Annotated in this window: 17 protein-coding genes and 1 other RNA gene; 12 read left to right on the top strand and 6 right to left on the bottom strand. The window is 35.9% G+C overall.

All coding sequences use genetic code 11. The annotated features are described in order from the left end of the window. Positions 1-146: 146 nt before the first annotated feature. A complete protein-coding gene (locus H3R21_RS02355; protein ID WP_198182724.1) occupies positions 147-953 on the top strand; it encodes a Cof-type HAD-IIB family hydrolase in 807 nt (268 codons plus the stop codon). Between the two features lie 127 nt (positions 954-1,080). Here H3R21_RS02355 and ssrA read toward each other — a convergent pair. Continuing rightward, positions 1,081-1,448, bottom strand: a transfer-messenger RNA (tmRNA) gene (gene ssrA / locus H3R21_RS02350). 497 nt (positions 1,449-1,945) lie between these two features. Here ssrA and manA point away from each other — a divergent pair. Genes manA through H3R21_RS02330 form a run of 4 tightly spaced genes read left to right on the top strand, consistent with a single transcriptional unit; the run spans position 1,946 to position 5,523 of the window. After that, entirely contained in the window at positions 1,946-2,914 is a 969-nt protein-coding gene (gene manA, locus H3R21_RS02345; protein WP_198182722.1) for a mannose-6-phosphate isomerase, class I, read from the top strand. Between the two features lie 27 nt (positions 2,915-2,941). Continuing rightward, entirely contained in the window at positions 2,942-3,337 is a 396-nt protein-coding gene (locus tag H3R21_RS02340) for an SdpI family protein (protein ID WP_198182720.1), read from the top strand. After that, on the top strand, positions 3,334-4,065 hold the full coding sequence (locus tag H3R21_RS02335) for a response regulator transcription factor (protein ID WP_198182718.1): 732 nt from the start codon (positions 3,334-3,336) through the stop codon (positions 4,063-4,065). The genes H3R21_RS02340 and H3R21_RS02335 overlap by 4 nt, the downstream gene beginning before the upstream one ends. Positions 4,066-4,071: 6 nt before the next feature. Then, positions 4,072-5,523, top strand: a complete 1,452-nt coding sequence (locus tag H3R21_RS02330; protein ID WP_198182716.1) for a HAMP domain-containing sensor histidine kinase — start codon at positions 4,072-4,074, stop codon at positions 5,521-5,523. Positions 5,524-5,568: 45 nt separating this feature from the next. Here H3R21_RS02330 and H3R21_RS02325 read toward each other — a convergent pair whose 3' ends face one another. Both H3R21_RS02325 and H3R21_RS02320 read right to left on the bottom strand, forming a co-directional pair. Beyond that, positions 5,569-6,435 (bottom strand): SPFH domain-containing protein, encoded by an 867-nt coding sequence (locus tag H3R21_RS02325; protein WP_046306603.1) that lies wholly within the window; start codon positions 6,433-6,435, stop codon positions 5,569-5,571. A 40-nt stretch (positions 6,436-6,475) separates the two neighbouring features. Continuing rightward, positions 6,476-8,668 carry an LTA synthase family protein gene (locus H3R21_RS02320; protein ID WP_198182714.1) on the bottom strand — a complete coding sequence of 731 codons (2,193 nt, stop codon included), beginning with the start codon at positions 8,666-8,668 and terminating at the stop codon, positions 6,476-6,478. A gap of 145 nt (positions 8,669-8,813) precedes the next feature. On the opposite strand from H3R21_RS02320, the gene H3R21_RS02315 reads away from it, so the two are divergent. From H3R21_RS02315 to H3R21_RS02300, 4 genes are all read left to right on the top strand, one after another. Continuing rightward, positions 8,814-9,437, top strand: a complete 624-nt coding sequence (locus tag H3R21_RS02315) for a VanZ family protein (RefSeq protein ID WP_122034830.1) — start codon at positions 8,814-8,816, stop codon at positions 9,435-9,437. 81 nt (positions 9,438-9,518) lie between these two features. After that, positions 9,519-10,865 carry a glucose-6-phosphate isomerase gene (locus H3R21_RS02310; RefSeq protein ID WP_198182712.1) on the top strand — a complete coding sequence of 449 codons (1,347 nt, stop codon included), beginning with the start codon at positions 9,519-9,521 and terminating at the stop codon, positions 10,863-10,865. Between the two features lie 112 nt (positions 10,866-10,977). Further along, positions 10,978-12,366, top strand: coding sequence for an MFS transporter (locus tag H3R21_RS02305; protein ID WP_198182710.1), 1,389 nt, complete (start codon positions 10,978-10,980; stop codon positions 12,364-12,366). Positions 12,367-12,604: 238 nt separating this feature from the next. Next, positions 12,605-13,693 (top strand): PTS sugar transporter subunit IIC, encoded by a 1,089-nt coding sequence (locus tag H3R21_RS02300; protein ID WP_198182707.1) that lies wholly within the window; start codon positions 12,605-12,607, stop codon positions 13,691-13,693. Positions 13,694-13,793: 100 nt separating this feature from the next. On the opposite strand, the gene pgmB is transcribed toward H3R21_RS02300, so the two are convergent. From pgmB to H3R21_RS02285, 3 genes are read right to left on the bottom strand one after another with little or no spacing between them, the layout of a single operon-like run. Continuing rightward, on the bottom strand, positions 13,794-14,453 hold the full coding sequence (pgmB, locus tag H3R21_RS02295) for a beta-phosphoglucomutase (RefSeq protein ID WP_198182705.1): 660 nt from the start codon (positions 14,451-14,453) through the stop codon (positions 13,794-13,796). Next, positions 14,434-17,250 (bottom strand): alpha-L-rhamnosidase, encoded by a 2,817-nt coding sequence (locus tag H3R21_RS02290; RefSeq protein WP_198183065.1) that lies wholly within the window; start codon positions 17,248-17,250, stop codon positions 14,434-14,436. The genes pgmB and H3R21_RS02290 overlap by 20 nt, the downstream gene beginning before the upstream one ends. A gap of 15 nt (positions 17,251-17,265) precedes the next feature. Continuing rightward, the gene (locus H3R21_RS02285; RefSeq protein WP_198182703.1) at positions 17,266-18,969 is read right to left on the bottom strand and encodes a glycoside hydrolase family 3 protein; all 1,704 of its coding nucleotides are present in this window, start codon (positions 18,967-18,969) and stop codon (positions 17,266-17,268) included. Positions 18,970-19,128: 159 nt separating this feature from the next. Here H3R21_RS02285 and H3R21_RS02280 point away from each other — a divergent pair, with 159 nt between their 5' ends. The 3 genes from H3R21_RS02280 (at position 19,129) to H3R21_RS02270 (ending at position 23,013) form a co-directional block, all read left to right on the top strand. Beyond that, positions 19,129-20,139, top strand: coding sequence for an AraC family transcriptional regulator (locus tag H3R21_RS02280; protein ID WP_198182701.1), 1,011 nt, complete (start codon positions 19,129-19,131; stop codon positions 20,137-20,139). Between the two features lie 172 nt (positions 20,140-20,311). Next, a complete protein-coding gene (locus H3R21_RS02275; protein ID WP_198182699.1) occupies positions 20,312-21,505 on the top strand; it encodes an MFS transporter in 1,194 nt (397 codons plus the stop codon). A gap of 233 nt (positions 21,506-21,738) precedes the next feature. Next, entirely contained in the window at positions 21,739-23,013 is a 1,275-nt protein-coding gene (locus H3R21_RS02270; protein WP_046306619.1) for a PTS sugar transporter subunit IIC, read from the top strand.

Raw genomic sequence — 23,013 nt, 5'->3', positions numbered from 1 at the left:
AGGAACCGGAAAGACTAGCCAAACCAGTTTGGCTATATGATTCGCATTATTAGATTGATTTTGACTATCAATATAATTCACAAAAGCATGGTCGGATTCAACGGTAAATAACTTAAAACTTGAATAAAATAGTAAAGGAAAAATAAATGATTAAATTAGTTGCGATCGATGTTGATGACACATTATTAAATAGTCAGGGAAGGTTACTTCAATCTACTATTGAAGTAGTTAAAAAAGCAGTAGAGCGTGATATTAAGGTTGTGCTATGCTCTGGACGACCATTAGCTGGTGTGAAGCATTTTTTGAATGAGCTAGGAATAGTTCAGGATAATCAATATGTTGTTACTTTTAATGGTGCTGTTATTGAGACGGTGACAGGTAAGACTTTACAAAAATCTGGAATTGATCAAGTAACTTATGAAAAGATTGACCAATATTCGAGAGAACATGGCGTGGATTACAATATTGTTGATGAGAATAGTGCAATCATTACAAGTAATTTAAATGTTAATCGAATTACTGTTGTCCAGGCATGGGAAAACAGTGCTGGAGTCTTAATCAGAAAGCCTGATGAATTACCTGAAGGTGATCAAGTAATTAAGGCGGTTTTTGGTGATGAAAAAGATAAGCTTGATCAAGTTGAAGCTGACGTTGTAAAAACATTTGGAAAAGAAAATTACGTGGTGCGTGCAGCAGCTAACTTTTTAGAAATAATGCATCCAGATGTTAACAAGGGAGTAGCACTAGAATTTTTGAAAAAAGAACTAGGATTCAAAACTGCTGAAGTAATGGCTATCGGGGATGAACGCAATGATATTCCAATGTTTAAAGTGGCTGGAACTTCAGTAGTAATGGAAAACGGTTCTGCTGCAGCAAAGGAACATGCAGATTATGTAACTGCTTCAAATGATGAAAATGGAATTGAACGGGCATTTAATAGATTTGTTTTGTAAAAAGCCAGTAAATTTTATCTTTCATAGTAAAATAAGGCAAAACTATAAAAATAGAATATAAGGAAAATGAACTCTAATATAATTGGATATTTAAAAAGCCTATAACCACCATGGTTATAGGCTTTTTATATGGAGATGAGGGGAATTGAACCCCTGTCCAAACGCATTCCGTCACTGACATCTACAATCATAGTTATATTACTTGAATTTCACTAATCCAAAACGCCATATAACAGGGCTAGAATGGACTAGCTAACCTGAAATGACTCTTTTTAACTATTCAGATGAGGTAGTTAAACGTAACTCACTAAGTTGATACTTTTAACCAGACGTGAGTAATCCGATAAAAAGCAACACATGCGCTTAAATTAAGCAGCTAATGCGTAAGAATTTTCTTTATTTGCAGTTATAAAACTGTTGACGTTGTTAACGCAGACGTGACCTACGGATCGCAGTCAATGCGAATCTACGCCTGTCGAATCCCAAAACATCCCCAATCAGGATAGAAATAGTATAGCATAAATCACACTAATTCACCATCAAGAGCCTTTTTAAAAACGATGACCAAGTATTACTGTAGTTTTTCAATAACAAATGTTAATTTGTTATTGAAAATACAAGACTTACTTTATAACATATAAGTGATGCAATCCATGATTAGTAATTAACCACATCTAGTAAAAATTACTTATGGATTGCTTTAAAATTATAGTATGATAGGTTTTTATACTGGTTATTTCAAATAGCACACAAATTTGCTTAATAAAAACATATAAAGAAAAACAATATAAAGTGACTGCAAAATATTACTTATCAATTATCTAGCTTGTTGCCATGGGATTTCTTTTTTGTTTTTTAAAATTGGGCTGTATTTTTGAATTAACGATTTATAAAAAAATATTATTATTGTAACAACAACTTGTTTTCATATTTGAAAATCTGTTTTAATTTTAATGTGTAAAAGTTTAAACTTATATATGAGGTGATAGGGAATGGAACCGATCTTTTTAACTCCGTATTTTAGATCAAAAATATGGGGTGGCCGTAAGCTAGAAACAATCTTTAACTACGATATTCCTGATGGAAAAGTCGGAGAAGCATGGGTTATTTCAGGTTATAAGGACGATGCCTCAACGGCAACAAACGGCGAATTAAAAGGTAAGAGCTTGCGCTCGATTTATCAAGAAAACCCTGAGCTTTTTGGTAATCCAAAAAGTAAGGAATTTCCACTATTAGTGAAATTTCTTGATGCTAATGATGATTTGTCTGTCCAAGTTCATCCAGATGATGATTATGCTGAAAAAGTAGAAAATGATCGTGGAAAAACTGAAAGTTGGTATGTACTACAAGCTGATCCTGGTTCTTATTTAATCTATGGTCATACTGCAAAAACACGTGCAGAATTGGCTGATATGATTAATAAAGGTCAATGGGACAAGCTTCTGCGGAAAGTTCCAGTTAAAGCAGGTGATTTCTTTTATGTTCCAGCAGGAACAATTCACGCCTTAACTAAGGGAATCATGGTAATTGAAACCCAGCAATCAAGTGATGTTACGTATCGCTTATATGACTATGATCGAATCGATGACAAGACTGGACAAAAGAGAGATTTACATACTGAGAAATCTATCGATGTTACTACCCTTCCTCACGTTGATCCTAAGCTTAACGGCAAGATTGAACAAGATCAAGATGCACAAATTACGACCTTGGTTGCTCCACCTGTATCACCACATTTTTATCTATGGCAAATTGATTTAAATGGTGAGTGGAGAACGGGCTTAAATGAACACCCGTATCTGCTAGTAACTGTAATTGATGGATCTGGTCAGCTAGAAACTGAATCTGATTCATACCAATTAAAAAAGGGTACAAATCTGATCATTCCTAATCAGATGAAAAAATTCACTTTCACTGGTAAAATGAAAATGGTTATTTCTGCTCCAGGAAATGACGAATAGATTTTCAAAATTAAAAGAGGGAAAAGTATGATATATATCGCTTGTGGATTAGTTATTATGGTTGTGGGAATTATCTGGCTAATTAATCCTCCCCGAAAACCGCATCCACTTTACGGATATTATTCATACCTTGCTCAGACTAATTCGACTAGTTTTAAGTTTGCTCAAAAAAAGGCTAGTCTTTACTTTATCCTTTTTGGCGGAATGCAGTTACTAATTGGGATCGGTGTCCATTTGCTGAATTGGGATCGATATTTCCTAATTTGGTTACTCACATTTTATCTTTTTCTTGTATTTCCAATTATGGCAACAGAGAAAAGCTTAAAGAAGTTTTTGATTAATCGCCATGAATTGCCACATGATTACGTTAATCCTGATGACGTAAAGCATGAGAGAACTAAGGGATTTAGGGACCGAAAATGAAATTAAATATCTTAATGGTTGAGGATGACCAGTCCGTTGCAGAGATGATGGAAATGTTCATCAAAAAAGAGGGTTGGACAATGGAGGTTGCTACTGATGGGGAGCAAGCTGTTGAAAAATTTTCTGCTAATCCTGATCAGTATAATTTAGTTACACTGGATTTGAATTTACCAAAAAAAGACGGGATCCAGGTTGCTAGAGAAATTAGAGAAAAATCACCAACTATTCCAATTATTATGCTGACGGCGAGAAATAGTGAAGCAGAGCAGATTTTGGGCCTAGGCGTAGGCGCAGATGATTATGTTTCAAAGCCATTTAGTCCATTAGCTTTAATTGCAAGAATCAAGGCTCTTCAGCGAAGAATTGATATAGAAGAAAGCCAAAGTAGAGTTAAAGCTGAAGCTGATAAAGTAAAAGAAAAATTTGATGTGGAAACAGAACATATCAAAATTTCTAAAGACAGACGTGAAATCTTGTTTGATAACAAAAAAGTACCTGATATTACCCCAAAGGAATTTGATTTGTTAGCTATAATGGCGGAAAAACCCAAGCAGGTTTTTTCACGGAGCCAATTAATTGACTATGTTTGGGGCTATAATTTTTTTGGCGAAGAACGAACAGTCGACGCACACATCAAGAAATTACGACATAAACTAGAAAAAGTTGGAGCAAACGTCATTCAAACGGTCTGGGGAATTGGTTACAAATTTGACGATTCACAGGTTTAATAAATTATGAAATTGATTTATCAGCACATGCTTAGCTTTTTGCTGATTATTTTAACAACTGTTGCAATTATTGGCTATTCCGAAATTGCTTATGTAACAAACCAATCATATTCGCAAAACTATCAGCGAATGGAAGACTATGCGTCTTCTTTAGGCTCTTTGGCAGCGACGGATAAAAAGAATGGCACATTAATGTTAAATGCAAATTTCCTAAAGCAAATGGAATTTGTCTTACGTGGTGATGATCTTCATCTCCGTATTTTTGATTCGGATGGTCGCCAAATTTATCCGAAGACTGCTAAAGACTTGCACCTTGCTTCTGATATATATGGTATTTTGAAACAAGGGCAAGAAATTCGTATTAAAAATAATAACGACTCTCATTCTTATATGGGACACACTAATGATCCATGTACTGGTGTTCTTGTTCCTTGGATGAGTGAGCACAAGATGATTGGTGCAATTTGGCTTGGCGCTAGGGTAAAAAACGTTGAAAGACCAATAGCAATGGCGAAGCAAAATTTGGTAAATGCTTTTATTGTTGCGTTAACTGTCGGAGCTGCCTTAAGTTTAGCTTTGTCATATTACACTACTAGCAAAATTAAGCGCCTCTCGATTGCAACCAAGAAAGTTACTTCCGGTAATTTTGATGTGCAGCTCAATTATAAGGGAAACGATGAAATTGATCAGCTAGCCGATAACTTTAACCAAATGGTACGGTCGCTGAAACAGTCTGATGAAGAAATCAAGAATCAGGAAAAACGGCGGGATCAGTTCATGGCTGACGCTGCTCATGAAATGAGAACGCCTCTAACAACCATTAACGGAATTTTGGAAGGATTGCAATATGATGCGATTCCTGAAGACGCTAAGCCTAAGTCAATTTCACTAATGAAAAAAGAAACTAAAAGGCTAATCAGATTAGTCAATGAAAATCTTGATTTTGAAAAAATTCGCAATAATCAGATTTTGTTGATTAAAACATCATTTAATGCAACTAAGATATTAGAAGATGTGAAAATGCAGCTTTCACAAAACGCTGAAAAGGAACATGATGAGATTCGAATTGCTGCACCTGGCGATTTGTCAGTTTATGCGGACAAGGATCGCTTTACCCAAATAATTTTCAATTTGGTTCAAAATGCAATTCAATTTACCAAAAATGGTCAAATAGTAATTAGTGGCCGAAGGAAAGACCATGCTACAGAAATTGTGGTTATGGATAACGGAATTGGAATGAGCGATGAACAAATGAAGTATATCTTTGATCGTTTTTTCAAAGCTGATCCGTCAAGGGCTCGTCAAGGAACTGGTGAATCTGGTCTTGGCCTTTCAATTGTCTCTTCGCTAATTAAGCAGCATGGTGGCAAAATTAGCGTAGATTCGAGTCCTAACGAAGGAGCTATTTTCACAATCACTTTCTTTGATGAAGGATTTGAACAGTATCTATCTGAATAAACAAAAAGCACTTCAACTGAAGTGCTTTTTGTTTACTCTTAGGTATTATTCTTTTTTGTCAGTAGATTTTTGCCAAATTTTTGCTGTAGCAGGTACTGCACCTAAGTTAGTCATATCATCTTTATCGACTACAATTAGGTTAGAAGGACCAGAAGCAAGCTTGTTAAAACTATCTAGGCTTTGGTTTCTAAAGTAACCATCTGAAGCTTTATCCAAGCTTGCCTGTAGCTGATTAATTCGGTATGCCTCAGCATCGGCTTCAGTTTTGACAGCTTCAGCTTTAGCCTTTGCAGTGGCAATTAATGCCTCATTTTTGGCCTTAGTGGTTAATTCAATGTTTTTAGCTTCACCTTCGGCTTTTTCAATTGCTGCAATTTTTTCTCTATCAGCAGTTAGTTGTTTATCCATTGCCTTTTGAATTTCAACACTAGGAAGTAATTCATCAATATTGACACGAACAACACGAATACCATATAAATCTGTCAAATCGCCAATTGCATCAGCAAGTTGTGAATTGATTTTACTAGTTGAACCAAGGGCATCGTTTAAGTCCATCCGACCAATGATATCGCGTAAGTGTCCTCTAATTAATTCAACCATCGACTTAACTGAATCGGTATTGTTGTAAAAGTACTTATATGAATCAGTTACTAAATAGTTTAACGTCAAACTAGTGGTGATTTCAGCATTGTCCTTAGTAATAATTGAGTACTTAGAAATTTCTGCTGGAAACATTGCTAATGAAACACGGCGCAACCTTTGAATTACAGGTATGACAAAAACAAGGCCTGCTTTTACTGTTCTTGAGTATTTACCTAGAGTTTCGATGAGTCCTTCATTATTTTGAGGAACAACTCGGCAACATGATAGGAATAAAAGGATAACGACAATAACCAAAATTAAATAGACCATAGTTTAAAACACCTCAAATTATAAAAAGATTAACTATGTCTTAATTATATTCTCTTTTTTTCTTTTGGCTATCATTATCCCTTTTTTTATCTAAATGATTTTCTGCCACTGATTCAGGAATTTCAGTTATTTCATTGTGGCGACCATTTAATTCAGGGGCATCAGTACGGTAAAAGCGAGTAGTGGAGCGCTTATGTGTGGAGATTAGTGCTGTTGATTTGGTTTTTAATTTTGCTCTTAAGGCTTCCATTTGCTGGAAGTTACTTAGGTAATCGAATTGCTCCGGATCAACTGGTTTAAATCCCTTTGGGGTGTAAAAACGTAAAAGGTTATGGTTATTGAGCAAATCAGAGTACTTAAGAGCCAACTTTCCTTTTTTGGCTAGTTCAGCAATTTCTTTGTTTTCTTTTTCAGTATAATTGATAATTTCTTTGCCACTAATTCGATCGTAAACAGTGCCTTTTTTACCTTTTCCGCCGATAATAACATATTTTTGACTGACAATTGTGCCATTTCTAAAAACAATCCACGGTTTGTACTTCGGTGATAACAGGTCATTACCAAACTGAATATAGTTCTTATTGGAAATGCCAAGTAAGTGAAGTAGTGTAGGCAAAACATCAATTTCTCCTGCAACTTCATTCATAATCTTGCCCTTTAAGCTAGGGGAGTAAAGCATAAAGGGCACACGTTGCATTTGGACATTATTATAACTATTCCAAGTATCCGAGCTTTCGCCAATAATAGGAGCCAAGGTTTCATTTTCGGAATTACTTAAGCCGTAGTGGTCACCATAAATCATTACTACTGTGTTTTTCATTAAACCGGATTTATTCAAATAGTCGAAAAATTCCCTGATTGCTTGATCAAGATAGTGGGCCGTTTCAAAGTAGTTGTTGATAGCTTTGTCAGATGTATCCGCAGTTTTAAAGTTTGGATCACGATCTTCTTCGTCCATATCAAACGGGGTATGATTGGTAACGGTGATAAATTTGCTATAAAAAGGTTGTTGCATGCGCTCAAGATATTTAACACTTTCAGCGAACATGACTTTATCTTTGATTCCGTAACCAATACTATCGCTTTGATCATGACTGTAATAATTTTGGTCAAAGAAGTAGTTATAGCCCATATTTTTGTAGACATCGTCACGATTCCAAAATGAACCAACATTACCGTGAAAAACGGCTGAAGTGTAATTGCCATTTTCGCGTAAAATTTGTGGAGCAGCTTGGAAGGTATTTGAACTACCTAGCGCAGTAAAAAGTGAACCGTCTGAGATACCAAATGTGCTTGTTTCAAGCATGTTTTCTGCGTCACTAGTACGACCAATTCCAACTTGATGGTAGAAATTAGAAAAACTAAGTGAATGACGACTATGATAGATTGAGTTAAGAAAAGGTGTGACTTCCTTGCCGTTAATTTTGAGATCGATTACGAATTGCTGGAAACTCTCTAGGTGGATTACAATGACGTTTTTGCCTTTGGCAGCACCATAATACTGAGGGCTAACTGGCAATTTGTTTTTACGTGTATAAGCCAATATTTTGTTTAAGTCAGCGGTGTTAGCATTACGATTTACTTGTTCAGTTTGTTCATTTTTCACGCCATCGTACACGGTAAAAGTGTCAATTCCTAAGTACTTAACAATGTAAGAACGATCAAAAGTTGTTCCTAAAAGGCGTGGACGTGACGATTCTGCTAAAAAAACATTGAGACTTAAAATTAGGGCCCCACACGTTGTAATCGTAAATGGAGTTAGTAATCCGTATGATTTTTGATCAATCTTGATTTTATGAGCAAGCAAAAGTCCTATCACAATAATTAAGTCAAGCCATAAAATTAGGTCAGAGGGCTTTAATAGGGCGACAGCACTTTTTCCAAGACCTGGTGCTACTTTAGCTGCATTAGTCATTGTTTTGACAGTAATGAAGTCTGCAAATTGTCGATAATTTAAGATGTTAGCAAAAAGCAAACCAGTATTGGCGAAATCCATTATCAACATGATGACATAGGATACAACTGGTTTAGAAAAGTAAAATCCAATGCTTAGTAATAAAACGGCCGATCCGATAGGACTAATCCACATGATAATGTGTTGGTAAGGATCACTAATGCCCAGGTTAAAATCATGATAGGCAGCAAAAATATATTTTAATGTAAACAAAATAACCAACAGACAAAAAAAGCCTGTACGGGTCTGGATAAAATTAATCAGCTTCTTTTTTTTCAAGTTGAACTCTCCTTATTTAATTATTTTAGAATTTTCGCGCACTTTAGACAATCATTTCTGAATTGTTTGTCCTTTTTTAAGAAAAATTTGGCAAAGATTGGGTATAATCTAGATGAACACTAAATTTATAGGACTTGAACTGAAAATGATATTTCTAGGACCGCTATATAACTTAATTGCTCAAAGTTATGCAACTAAAGTTAATCATTTTGCCTTAATTAAGTTAATTATGTTGGCATTTGATAAGACAATTTTTTATTTTTTGGTTTTCATGATTTTGCGTTTGTTTTGGTTAATGGTGGTAAGACGAAGGCGAACACTTAAATCAGAAGCGACGGTATGGCTGTTTGCTTTTTATTTAATTTTGATTTTAATGTTAACCACTTTTCGCCGAACATATTTCCCATGGCAACTTTCTTTCAATTTCCATCGACCGCTAAGTGATATTAATCTCGTATTTATGAAAGAAACTTGGAAGATGTACTATGCCCAGAGTCGGTTGGATTTTATTTACAACTCACTGGGGAATGTTGCTTGCTTTTTACCTTTCGGTTTTTTAGCACCATTTGTTTTTTCAAAAAAGCAAACTTTTATCAGGGTGTTAGTAGCAGGCGTCTTATTTTCAGTTTTTATTGAAACAATGCAGTTTTTACTCGCAACCGGTGTGAGTGACATTGATGATGTCTTTTTTAATAGTTGCGGGGCAGCCTTTGGTTATTTACTATACTGGCTTTTTCAACAATTACGAGTAAAGCTGAAAACAATTTAAAAAGCGCTGGTATTTATAAAATAAGATTGCTAAAATGGTTTTGTGAAATAGATATTTAATTCAATAAAGGGAGCGTATTTTATGAGTTTAATTAAATTCGATAGCAGTAAATTAACACCATTTGTTCACGAAAATGAACTAGGCGAAATGCAAGCAATGGTTGATGCTGCATCTAAGGAATTAAAGGAAGGTACCGGTGCAGGTAGCGACTTTTTAGGTTGGCTTGACTTACCAGTTGATTACGATAAAGAAGAATTTGCTCGTATTAAAAAAGCAGCTGCAAAAATTCAAGCCGATTCAGAAGTTCTGATTTGTATTGGTATTGGTGGCTCATACCTTGGAGCCCAAGCTGCCATTGAATTCTTAAATAGCGCTTTTTATGGTAAAGGCAAAGATAAGTACCCAACTGTTGTCTTCTGTGGTAACTCACTTTCTGGTTCATATCTTCACGATTTGATTGAATGGTTAGGAGATAAGGACTTTAGCATTAACGTTATTTCTAAATCTGGTACAACCACAGAACCTGCTGTTGCGTTCAGAATCTTTAAAGATAAGTTAATTAAGAAATACGGTAAAGAAGAAGCTCAAAAACGTATCTTTGCTACAACTGACCGTGCTAAAGGTGCCCTTAAGACTGAAGCAGATGCTGAAGGCTATGAAGAATTTGTTGTTCCAGATGACATTGGTGGACGTTTCAGTGTCCTTTCTGCTGTTGGTTTATTACCAATCGCTGTTTCTGGTGCTGACATTGATCAACTTATGCAAGGTGCTGCTGATGCGCGTAGCGAATATACTGATACTGACTTATCAAAGGCAACACCATACCAATACGCTGCTTTACGTAACATCTTGTACCGTAAAGGATACACTACTGAAATTGTCGAAAACTACGAACCAACTTTGAGAATGTTTAGCGAATGGTGCAAGCAATTAATGGGTGAATCAGAAGGTAAGGATAACAAGGGTATTTGGCCAGCAAGTGCAAACTTTACAACTGATCTTCACTCATTAGGTCAATACATTCAAGAAGGTTTACGTAACTTGTTTGAAACAGTTATTAGAGTTGAAAATCCTGCAAACGATGTCGAGATTCCTTCAGATGATCGTAATTTAGATCAACTAAACTTCTTAGAAGGAAAGAGCTTAAACTTTGTTAACGATCGTGCATACGAAGGTGTTGTTTTGGCTCATACTGATGGTGGTGTTCCAGTTATGACTGTTAATATTCCAGATCAAACTGAGCACACATTAGGTTACCTCATTTACTTCTTCGAGTTGGCCATTTCAATTTCTGGTTACCTCAATGGCATTAATCCATTTAACCAACCAGGTGTTGAAGAATACAAACGTAACATGTTTGGTCTATTAAACAAACCAGGTTACGAAGCTCTACATGATAACTTAGTATCACGTTTTGAGCAAGAATAAGGATAATTTGTCCTGTACATTGTTATCTGATCGGTGAAAACCGATTAAGGATTGGAAAGGGTAAAAGCTAACTAGCTTTTTACTCTTTTTTATTACCGGGAGGTTTACAAGAATGGAAAGAAAAAAAGAGTCGCCAAAACATATTCTAGCAATTGTTAGCTGTGCACTGATGGCATTTGTATCAATCCTAACTGAAACAAGTTTGAACGTTACCTTTCCTACGTTAATGAAACAATTTCACATTGGTCTAGGACTTGTTCAATGGACCACTACAGGGTATCTTTTAACAATTGCAGTTATTATGGTTGCAAGTTCATATTTAAACGAGCGCTTTTCGGCTAAACAGCTGTTTTTAACTGCAGCTATTTCATTTATTGGCGGCTCAGTAGTTGCTGGATTTGCACCTAATTTTTGGGTTTTGCTTGCAGGAAGACTCATTTCATCTGTGGGAGCTGGTTTGTCAATTCCACTGATGTTTAATTTGGTTGTTGAACTAATGCCGCAGGAAAAATGGGGCTTTTATATGGGATTAACTGGGCTAGTAGTTATTCTTGCCCCATCTTTAGGACCAACATTTGGTGGGACAGTTGTTTATTATTTTGGCTGGCCATTAATTTTTTATATTGTTGCTTTAATTGCTGTAGTCGTACTAATCATCGGTGCTCTGTCAATTGAGCAATACCACGAAAAAAAGCATCCAAGCTTTGATTGGTCGAGTTACTTTGTGATTGCTGCGGCTATGATTATCTTTAACTTGGGCTTCAATCGAATTAGCAATGGCTTCGGTGATCCATATTTTTTGATAAGTATGGCTGTTGTTGCAGCGCTAGTATTCCTTTTTATCAAACTGTCGAAGAAGAGCAAAAAGAAGCTAATCAACTTAGATATTTTCAAAAATAAACCATTTGTTTTCGCGATGATTTCTTATTTACTGCTGCAGTTTATTAATATTGGAACTAGTTTCGTGTTACCAAACTATGTTCAAATTGTTAATCATGAAAGTTCACTCATTGGCGGGTTAGTTTTACTTCCGGGATGCATTTTAAGTGGCTTCTTGAATCCATGGTTTGGGCATATCTATGATCAAAAAGGGCCAAAACTTCCATTTTTAACTGGTACAATCTTTTGCTTTACGGCAAGTATATTATTTACAATTTTCGGTCTAAAAATCTCAACAGTTATGGTGGGCGTTTTCTACGGCATTATGATTATTGGGCGACAAATGGCGTTCAACAATACAATGGCTGAAGCATCCAAATTGCAACCTGATGAATTACATACTGACGCTACAGCTGTCTTTCAGACTGGTCAACAGTATGCTGGCTCAATGGGAACAACGGTTATGGCCACAATTATTTCAGCATGGCAAAAAAAGCCAGGCAATTATTCTGTTTTAACTGCCCAGGGAAGTCAGGTTGCTTTCTTAGTTATGTCAATCATTAGTGTCATTATTTTCTTAAGTTATCTAAATTTATTTAGGTTAGAAGCAAGAAATAAATAGAAGTGCGTTGTTATAGAAATGAAAAGGAAAGCTTAATATGATGGCTTTCCTTTTTTTAATGAATCAAACTCATTTTTATTTAATTTTTCCTTTATTTTTTAATTTATCATGTTAAACTATTGATAATATCTTTGAATGGGAGGAAAAAAGAATGCAGCTGAATTCAAGTCGTTTTTACTTGCAACGAATTATTTTTAAATCAATCAACATTAAAAATTAATTCGAAGGAGTATTTCTCATGGCTGACACAACCACAACAAACAAATTAACAATCAAAACATTTTTTAACAATATTCTGGCAGGAACTGCAACTGGGATCATTGTTGGTTTGATTCCTAATGCAGTAGTAAGCGCAATTTTAAAGTTATTTGGGCAGAATGCAATTACCGCCAGTATCGGTCAAGCATTACTGATTTTCCAATGTGCAACACCATTGTTGATTGGGGCACTAATTGCAATCCAATTTAAAATGGTTCCGTTGGATGTAGCTATTGTAGCTGCAGCAGCATATGTCGGATCAGGCGTAACTAAATTTGTTCCGCAAATTGTCAATCCAGCAACTAAAGCACAAGGTGTGTTTGTTTCTGCTGGAACTGGTGATTTGATTAATACTATGATTACTGCCGGTCTAACTGTTTTCCTACTATTACTGGTAGGGGAACGTTTTGGATCAGTGAAAATTGTAGCTGCTCCGATTATTATTGGAGTTGGCGCAGGCTGGATTGGGTTATTAATTTTACCTTATGTAAGTAAAATTACGACTTGGTTAGGAAACGTCATTAATTCATTTACTGATTTACAACCAATTTTAATGTGTATATTGATTTCCTGCATGTTTAGTATTTTGATTGTTTCACCAATTTCGACGGTTGCGATTGGCATGGCAATTCAATTAAACGGGCTTTCAGCTGGTGCTGCAGCAATGGGTGTTGCAGCAACGACAATTGTGCTAGTTGTTCATTCTTGGCGCACAAATAAATCAGGAGTAACAATTGCAATCGCGTTAGGCGCAATGAAAATGATGATGCCAAATCTATTTAGACATCCAATTATTCTGCTGCCTTCACTAATCACAGCAATTGTGTCTGCAATACCTGTCGCATTATTCCATGTATCTGGTACTCCTGCATCAGCAGGATTTGGTCTTGTAGGTATTGTTGGACCACTGGCTTCAATGGATGCAGGTAAGTACAGTTTGAATTTCATAATGGCACTGCTTGTCTGGATTGTTATTCCAGCAATTGTTGCAATAATTTGTCGCTTTTTATTTGAAAAAGTGCTTCACATTTATGACGAAAAAGTAGTTTTTGCTTATTTAGGTGAATAAAAAATAAAGAAAATAGCCAATTTCGGTAAGGAAATTGGCTATTTTTGTTTGATTTGATTTTTAGTTAGTTTTTTAATTCAAAGGATAGATATAAGTTATTTTAATTATGCTTTTTCCATGCGGCATCTATTTGCTCATAGCTTAATTTGGAGGTATCAGGATAGAGCAAGTAGGCTTCGCTAAGTTCATTTTCATTACCAACACCTACTGAAAAGGCACCTGAAGAATTTATTGCTTTAATTCCAGCGATTGAATCTTCGATGCCAACGCATTCTTTAGGAGATAAGTTAATGGCGTCAGCTGCGGCGATGAAAATATCAGGCGCTGGTTTTCCTGCTGCAACTTTGCTAGGGTCTGCAATTGCATCGAAAGTATTAATAAGCTCTAATTTTTCTAGTATATAAGGACCGTTCAAGCTTGCAGAAGCTAGTGAAAGCTTAACATTATGTGCCTTAAGTTCAGAAATAAGTTCAGATATTCCAGGTAGGATATTAGTAGGGGTTAAGTTGGCTAATAACTCACGAAAAACATCATTCTTTTCTTCAGTCATTTTGTTAAATTCAGAATCAGTTACTTTAATGTCTAAATAGTTCAGAATTGCAGTAAGTGAATCAGCACGACTTACGCCTTTAGTTTGGACTTCTAATTCATCAGGTAATTCGCGATTAAAGTGGTCTTTGATGAGTTTTCGCCAGGCTTGAAAGTGGTAAACCGAAGTATCGGCAATTACACCATCAAGATCAAATAGTACGCCCTTCATTTAAAAACTTCCTTTCACTAGCCAATGGAGTCTCTGCTAAAACAGCTTTGATGTTAGCGAAATCTTCATCGGAGATATTAACAAATGGTAACATTGTATTCATTTCAATTAATGAACTTCCACCAAATGTGTTAAGGTTGTTTTGGTCTTGTAAGAAACCAAAGACACCATTTAGTGGTGACAATTTTTCTATTAATTCAGAATCTGCCATAAGGTCTTTAGCTGGCATATCAATGTTGTAGTATTCGATATAGCTAGAACTTGGAACATAACTGATGGAATATTGTCCACCGGTTAGCTTAAGTGGCAGACTAGTGGCTTCACCATTAAGCTGAACTTCACCTGTAGCACGTGGTAATTTTACTGTTACTTGTTGACCAAATGGAATATTCAGGTTGAGCTTGATTGTGTGTTGTTCATCAGTTTCAAGTTGGTATTCAATTTGAAGATTACCGTATGAACTTTCATAATGACCTTGAACATGCTTGAGACGGTAATCAAATTGTGGTGCCAAAGTGACTTCTTGATAGCCATTTGTTTGAGAACTGATTCCAAGTACTTGCTGGTAAACCCACTGCATAATCGCACCAATAGAGTAGTGGTTAAGTGAGTTCATTCCTTCAGGATTCATTGAGCCATCAGGCATAACTGAATTCCAACGTTCCCAAATTGTTGTTGCACCTAAATTAACTGCATAAAGCCAACTTGGGAAGTCTTCATTTAAGAAGATTTGTGTTGCAAGCTTGTGTTCGCCGTTTTCAGAAAGAACACGACAAACAATTGGTGTACCAACAAAACCAGTCTTTAGATGGTTATTATCTTTACCAAGGCGAGTAACTAGGTCTTTAACGACACGTTGCTTTTGCTTGTCAGGTACTAAATCAAAGGCTAGAGCCAACGCATAAGCTGTTTGTGTATCAATTGATAAACGTCCAGTTGCAGTAATATATTCGTTAGAAATAGCTTTTTTAATTGCTTTAGCTTGTTTTGAGTACTTAGCAGCATCATCGTTAAAACCAAGTATTTGTGCTGTTTCAGCGACAATAGAAGTAGAGTAGTAATAGTAAACAGAAGCAATGAAGTCTTCATCAGTTTTACCAGTTGGCATTGCTGGATTTTCACCATCAAGTGAAAGCCAGTCACCGAATTGGAAGCAGCCTGTCCAAAGGTTCTTAGTTGAAGTATTTTTACCAATCCATTCAACCCAAGCTTTCATGCTTGAGTAATTTTGACGCAAAATAGCAGGATCATTATATGCTTGGTAAACAGTCCATGGAATAATTGTTGCAGCATCACCCCAAATGGCAGCGCCACCGCTACCATTACCCATTGCTGGAGCATACATTGTGAGCATGCCATCATGAGCATTCTGTTCGATTTGCATATCACGTGCATATTTCTTAAAGAATGCATAGGTATCCATGTTCAAAACGGCTGTTGCTGAAAATACATCTGCATCACCAGTCCAACCGAGACGTTCATCACGTTGAGGACAGTCAGTAGGGACATCAAAGAAATTACTCTTTTGGCCCCAAATTACGTTTTGCAAAAGGCGATTGACTTTCGCATTATTTGTCGTAATTCCACCAGTCGTTTTCATGTCGGAGTAGATGACTGCTGAACGGAAATCTTCCTTCTTAAGTGGCTTGGTATTACCTGTAACTTTTGCATAGCGGTAACCATAGTAAGTAAAGTGGGGACGAACCCATTTTTCTTTGCCGTCAGAAGTATACTTAAAGGCAGCGCGGGCTTCACGAAGGTTGTCACGATAAAAATTACCGTTTTGTAAAATTTCTCCAACTTGAAGTTCAATTGTTTGTCCTGCAGGTTCATGGTTGAAAAGCTCAGGCCAACCTGCATGATTTTGCCCAAAATCTAAGACAGTTTCACCAGCAGGAGTTTGAATGATTTCTTTAACTGGTAAGTACTCTTCAACTTTAAGTGGCAAGCTTAAACGATCATGCAGAATTTCTTTAGAGTGATCAATGATTACTGCTGGTTCCCAACCAGTAATTTCTATCGTGTCATCTAAGTCCTCACCGTAGTAAATTGCTGACTTAGTAACTTTTCCCGAAGTTGTTTGCCATGAATCATCTGTGTTAATTACTTCTTCAGTACCATCAGCAAAGGTTAAATGCAATTCTGCAATGGCCATTTGACGATCACCATAAATATTTTCTTGACCGCCGTCAAAGCCGAAGTTTCCCTTATACCAACCGTCGCCTAGAGAAATCAATAATTCATGCTTTTGTGTTTTTTGTAAAAAGCTAGTGACATCATATGTCTGAACTTGGGTTACTTGATCGTAGGCAGTTACACCAGGAGCAAGCAACTCGTCACCAATTTTTTCATTGTTGAAGTAAACTTCGTAAACACCTAAACCAGTCATGTAAAGACGTGCACTAGTAATTTCTTTATCTAATGCAAATTCTTTTCTTAACAAAATATTTTGCAAATCCTTGTTACTGTTTCCAATCCAGTTAGCTGAAAATGGTTCAGTTATTTTTCCAGTTTCAAAAAAACTATCCTTAGTTATTTCATCACCGGCATTTTGAACGGAAACTGACACTGTATAGTGGGTACGAGGTTCTAACTCGATTGCAAAATCAAAAAAGTTATTATCATAGTTTTGCCAATCAGAATCGTAAACAACTTCATCGGTTTTTATAATGACTCTTTTCTTGGTTTCCGTCATAGGTTTAGAGCTATTTACACTAAATTCAATATGTAAATGGTTATCTAAGTCAAAACCAAGGGGAGAAGTCATATGGTTAATTGAAATTTGACTAATTTCGATCATTTTTAGCTCCCTTTACAAGCGTGTATCAAAACGACCACAGAATGGATCAACTGGGCTAGTACCGATGAATTTTTCTTCGCCGGTCATCTTTCTTAGCAATGCATCAATGGTAACGTCATTACCTGTATATGCGTTGACATAAGTTGAAACCATTGGAATATCGAAGAGGTGATATGGGTTGCAAGTTGAAACAAAAACAGTTGGAATGTCTTTCATGAACCATGGAGCATCAGCAGCCATTAAGTGAATCCAGTCAAGACGGGTAGTGGTTTGATTAGAAGCAGTTTCAACGTTAGCAACGTAAAAAGCTAAGTCAAATTGGTCTTTTTCGTATTGAACACCACCTGCAAATACTTCTTGGAAATTTAAGTGTTGGTGATCAAAGACAGTAACTTCAAAGCCTTTTTCTTCAAGCTTTTCCTTAAATTTGGCAGTAACCTGGCCACCTTCTTTAAAACCGCCGTCATCGTTGTCACCTAAAACTACTAGGCGAACACGAGGGTATTTTTTAGGTGTAATTGGCAACAAGTTGTCACGATCTTTAACAAGCGTAACTGATTCAGTTGCAACTTTGGCAGCTAACTTTTCATGCTCAGCAAGCTTTAAGTCAATATCACTTGAAGCAGGTTCACAAAGCTCACAATCAGTGTTCATAACACCTTGTGCCACCTTAGTTCCGATAATCCTAGTAACAGCTTCATTCACTCTGTCCATTGAAATTGTGCCGTTAGCTACTGCATCAGTAATGAACTTATAATCTTCGTCAATGTCTTTGTTGAATAAGATCATGTCGATTCCTGCGTTAATTGTAGCTGGTAAAGCTTCAGAACGAGGCATGATTGCATTGTAACCAATCATTGGCGTAGCGTCCGTAATTGTTAAACCGTTGAAGTTTAAAATGTCGCGAAGCAAGCCATCAATTAACAATTTGGAAGTTGAAGCAGGACGCAAATCTTTATCTTCAATTCCTGGTTGTAATTTTTGCTCCCAAGCAGGTTGCATAATGTGAGCAATCATAATACTTGGCAAGCCATTTTCGATTAAGTGATGGTATATTTCACCGTATGATTCCATCCATTCATCAGCAGAAAGTGAATTAATCGAACTTAAAAGGTGTTGGTCGCGTTCATCAACACCGTCACCAGGGAAGTGTTTAGCAACAGGAATAACGTGATTAGCATTAAGTCCTTCGATTTCTGCATCGGACATTTTAATTACGCGGTCCTTATCACTACCGAAAGTACGTGAGTTCATAATTGGATTGCGGAAGTTTAAGTCAAGGTCAACAATTGGTGCAAAAGACATGTTGCCACCAACTTGTTTTGCCTCATAACCTGAAACATCACCGAGATTATATGCGTTTTCCTGATTATCAGTTGCTGCTACTTGAAGAGGGCGACCAAGCCAAGTACCTTCATTAACCAAGCCGTTACCACCAGCTTCAAGGTTTGCGGCAATTAATAGTGGAATATCACTTACTTCTTGTGAAGTGGCAATTTCATGTTGCAATTTTTTGGCAGCGTCAGGACGGTACATAATTCCGCCTGGTTGATACTTTTCAACGAATTCTTTTAAATCTGTATTTTCTTCGTCTTCACCAATAACGAAAAATAACTGTCCAATTTTTGCTTCTGTTGACATGCTTGCTACTTTTTGCTTTACAAAGTCGATTTGTGAAGCAGACAAGTTATAAGGCTTTTTCGATAAGTCTGTCATATTTTTCCTCCGTGTGCTATAAATATAAATTGATTTCGAGTTTATTTTAATCTAGTGTTTGTTTTTGTGCTATTGCCAAAAGTCATAAAAGTTGTGTTGATATCACAGTTTTGTTTTTAAATGCTTTGAGGTGGAAATTATCATAACAAGGAGGTAAAAATGAAAGACCAAGTATTGAGTTTACTTAGGAAGAACAATGCGCCGAGAGATTGGGAAGATGTGCTTGCTACTGTTAAAAAAAGCGGTAATTTGACCAAAAGGGTAGGTAAAGTAAACGATGAGCCAATTTATCGTTTTTTTGATACGTATTCAGATAATTTAACTTTGAATAGTAATTCAATTTCAATTGCGGTACAGCCAACTGAATCATTCGTACCGTACCATCTTCACAATTACATTGAGATTATGATACCTTTAGTGGAGAATTGCACTGTGGTATTAGAGCATTCAGAAGTCAAGGTAAATCAGGATGATTTGATTTTTATGGGCAATCGAACGGTTCATAAAGTGAAGCCGATTAGCAAAAATGGCATAGTAGTTAATATTTCTTTGCGCAGTTCAGCTTTTTCACTAAATGAACTAGATTATATAAAGAACAAAAAGAATAGTTCAAATATCTCGAATATCCTTTTCTCACTTTTGTCTGATGAAGAATATGGTGAAGGAAGATATAGTCTATTCAAAACAAATCATGATCGAAAAATAATTGAGCTTATCTATGATGTAATTGATGAATATTATCATCCTGATATTCAATCTGACCAGTTGATTAGGTTGGAAATGCTCACACTTTTTTCGCGTTTAATTCGTCAGACAGCAAATTCAGAAATAAAAGTAAAAGATTATCGCAAAAAGAATAATAATCTGTTGTCACTTCTTTTATACATCGAAAAGCACTATAGTCATATAAGCTTACAAGAAATGGCTAAGCATTTTGGTTTTAATCCTAATTATTTGTCTGATTATCTTAAGAAACAAACAGGTAAAACTTTTATTCAGCTGGTTCATCTGCAAAGAATAAATGTTGCTGCTGAATATTTGACTTATACCACAGCTCCAATTGAACGAATCGCAAATCGAGTTGGTTATGAAAATCCATCATATTTTTATAAAATTTTCAAAAAATACTTTGGGATTTCACCAGCCGAATATCGCAATAAAAATAGTTGAAAACATAGCTGATATAATATCTTGTCAGCTTTTTTTGTACGTGTTATTTTTTATCAAAACTGGGAAATGAATATAATTCTTCTGTTTTTTGGATATGGTCAAGTTCTTGCTCTGGCTAATATACTTTTTAAGTGAAATCTGGAAGCGAATTCTAGCTAAGGAGAAGAATTTAATGAATAAAAAACAGATATCCAAAGCGATAGGTATTCTATGTATGAACCTATTGTTAATGCTCTCGACTGCTGTAACTTCAGCTATAGCTGCGATTGCAAAATCATTTCCATCTGAACCAATATCTAAAGTTCAATTAATTGGTTCAATTCCTCAATTAGGTCAAATTATTGCTACTGCTTTATTTGCCTACTTGACATTTAAAATGACCAGAAAGAATTTAGGTCTTTTAGCAGTTGCTGTTGTTGGAATTGCTGGAGTTATTCCAGCTATCTACAGCAGTAGCTTAAATATTATTTTAGCCTGCATGGTTTTAGTAGGTTTTGGTACAGGAACAATTACTAACGTTGTGCCAGTGCTGTTACAAGAAAACTTTGAAGGTGAAGCTCGCGCTACAACAATGGGTTGGGCAACAGGTGTTACTAACGTCGGAATGATGATCTTTACCGCTCTTGGTGGAGTTCTCGGAAGTGCAAATTGGCGTAATCTTTTCTGGGTATACGCATTAGCTTTAATTGTCTTCATTTTGGCACTTTTATTGATTCCACAAGATAGTAAGCTTACAAGTTCAGACAAAGATAAGAAGTCTGGCGAAAAGACAAGTTTCTGGAAGCTATTGAAGAACTTTAGTGGTCTTGTTTATGTACTTTACCTTGTAAACTTCATGCTTTCATTAGCAATGATGACTTTCCTTGCAAACCAATCTATCGTTTTGGCTGCTCAAGGAAAAGGAACTGCATATGTGGCAATGGTAACAGCACTTGGTAACGTTGGTGGTATTATTACTGCTACTTTCTTAACTTATATTAGAAAGTTCACAAAGAGCGATACAATTGCTTGGGGATTTGTTGCATTCGCGCTATCATTCATCTGTATTGTATTCTCATCAAATGTTGTGCTTCACATTATCGGTAATGCCTTCTCAGGAATGGGGATTGTTCTAGTTAATGCCACAGCTCCATTTGAAATGTCACTTTTGACAGACCAGAAGCAATTCCCATTGGCTATTTCAATTAATACATTACTTGGTTCAATTGCGGGAATGATTGTTCCAATGTTACTTGCAGCAGTAAAAATTGCACCAGGACATGATTCTTATATTGCAGGAATTGTAATCTCAGCTGTAACTGCTGCTGCACTGTTCATTACTCGCTTTGGTTCAAGAGTAGAAAAGAACAAACAAAAAGAAGCTTAATTACCAAATCTAGATATGCCAGTGCTGATAATGGCTCAGCACCTCCAAAGAAAAATACATCTAAGTAAACAGAAGACCAGTTTTTAATTTGAAACTGGTCTTTTTATATTTACAAATACTAGAACTGGGAATAGGACACATGTTTTCTGTTTTTTGAATATGGTTATGCCTCTTTTTTACTTATATACTTTGTTTTGCTGAAAGCGATTTATGTTATTTAAGGAGTTTAAGAAATGAAAAAATTTCAAGAGTGGCTAGAAAAGTATCTAGTTCCATTTTCAAATAAGCTAGGACAAAATAAGGTCCTGCAAAGTATTTCATCTGGAATGGTTATGACACTGCCAGTGACAATTGGTGCGTCTATTTTCTCTATTTTTGCCAGTTTTCCAATTAAACCAGTAGCAGATTGGTTTGCTAAAGTTGGTATTACACCATCCATGACTGCTATCGTTAACGGTACAATGAACATTTTAGCTGTTTTCATTGCCTTTACAATTGCTTATGACTATGCTCAAAAGTCTAAGGCAAACGGTGTTGTGTCAGGTCTATTAAGTTTGGCCAGCTTTTTCATTTTGATGCCGCAAGTTATTCCAGGCAAAACACCAATTAATGCATTTAAGATTAACTATCTAGGTAGTGAAGGTATAATTGTTGCTATTTTGCTATCAATTTTAATTGGTGTCTTCTATGTTAAATTAAGTAGAAACAAGAAGTTAACAATTAAACTACCTGATTCAGTTCCTAGCATGGTTAGTTCATCTATTGAACCTTTAATTATTGGAATTATTATTTTTGTTGGCGTATTTATTGTAAGAGCTATTTTTGACTTTTCACCATTTGGAAATGTTTTTGACTTTGTTAATAAGCTAATTACAACTCCATTATTACATGTAGGTGGTTCACCAATTACATTAATTTTAATTATGGTATTATCCAACCTATTATTTACCTTTGGTATACATCCAGCTGCTATTCAGTCAGTTATTATTCCAATTGTAATTTCAATGATGGTAGGTAGTACTCCAGCATATCAAGCTGGGAAAACTATCCCATATTTAAGTAATCTAGTTGTATTTTCATTTGCAAATAATGATGCTGCTGGTGCTACACTAAGTTTAGTTCTAGTTGCGCTAGTTTTTGGTAAGTCTAAGCGTTACAAGGAATTTTTCAAAGTTTCAGCTTTACCAAACATTTTTAACATCAACGAGCCAATCATTTTTGGTATGCCGATTGTATTAAACCCAATTATGTTTATTCCATTTATTTTATCTAGTTTTGTATCGAGTGGTGTAGCTTTATTAGCTGTTAAAATTGGCTTCATTACTAATTACAATCCAAGTTTAGGAATGGGTATGCCTTGGACAATGCCTAAATTAGTTGCTGATGCAATGATTATGGGCTGGCAAGGTGCAGTTATTTGGATTATCAACTTTGCATTAATGTGTGCAATCTATCTTCCATTCTTTAAGGTTGCAGACAAGCAAGCATTAGAGGAGGAAAGTAAATAA

The organism is Lactobacillus sp. W8172 (assembly GCF_016102055.1).
GTDB lineage: Bacteria > Bacillota > Bacilli > Lactobacillales > Lactobacillaceae > Lactobacillus > Lactobacillus apis_A.
This window is presented reverse-complemented; position numbering and strand designations above follow the sequence as displayed.

Excerpts from the sequence above, each read along its gene's own strand:
- H3R21_RS02355 (WP_198182724.1), top strand. The coding sequence starts at position 147 with ATGATTAAATTAGTTGCGATCGATGTTGATGACACATTATTAAATAGT.
- manA (WP_198182722.1), top strand. The coding sequence starts at position 1,946 with ATGGAACCGATCTTTTTAACTCCGTATTTTAGATCAAAAATATGGGGT.
- H3R21_RS02340 (WP_198182720.1), top strand. The coding sequence starts at position 2,942 with ATGATATATATCGCTTGTGGATTAGTTATTATGGTTGTGGGAATTATC.
- H3R21_RS02335 (WP_198182718.1), top strand. The coding sequence starts at position 3,334 with ATGAAATTAAATATCTTAATGGTTGAGGATGACCAGTCCGTTGCAGAG.
- H3R21_RS02330 (WP_198182716.1), top strand. The coding sequence starts at position 4,072 with ATGAAATTGATTTATCAGCACATGCTTAGCTTTTTGCTGATTATTTTA.
- H3R21_RS02325 (WP_046306603.1), bottom strand. The coding sequence starts at position 6,435 with ATGGTCTATTTAATTTTGGTTATTGTCGTTATCCTTTTATTCCTATCA.
- H3R21_RS02315 (WP_122034830.1), top strand. The coding sequence starts at position 8,814 with ATGATATTTCTAGGACCGCTATATAACTTAATTGCTCAAAGTTATGCA.
- H3R21_RS02310 (WP_198182712.1), top strand. The coding sequence starts at position 9,519 with ATGAGTTTAATTAAATTCGATAGCAGTAAATTAACACCATTTGTTCAC.
- H3R21_RS02305 (WP_198182710.1), top strand. The coding sequence starts at position 10,978 with ATGGAAAGAAAAAAAGAGTCGCCAAAACATATTCTAGCAATTGTTAGC.
- H3R21_RS02300 (WP_198182707.1), top strand. The coding sequence starts at position 12,605 with ATGGCTGACACAACCACAACAAACAAATTAACAATCAAAACATTTTTT.
- pgmB (WP_198182705.1), bottom strand. The coding sequence starts at position 14,453 with ATGAAGGGCGTACTATTTGATCTTGATGGTGTAATTGCCGATACTTCG.
- H3R21_RS02285 (WP_198182703.1), bottom strand. The coding sequence starts at position 18,969 with ATGACAGACTTATCGAAAAAGCCTTATAACTTGTCTGCTTCACAAATC.
- H3R21_RS02280 (WP_198182701.1), top strand. The coding sequence starts at position 19,129 with ATGAAAGACCAAGTATTGAGTTTACTTAGGAAGAACAATGCGCCGAGA.
- H3R21_RS02275 (WP_198182699.1), top strand. The coding sequence starts at position 20,312 with ATGAATAAAAAACAGATATCCAAAGCGATAGGTATTCTATGTATGAAC.
- H3R21_RS02270 (WP_046306619.1), top strand. The coding sequence starts at position 21,739 with ATGAAAAAATTTCAAGAGTGGCTAGAAAAGTATCTAGTTCCATTTTCA.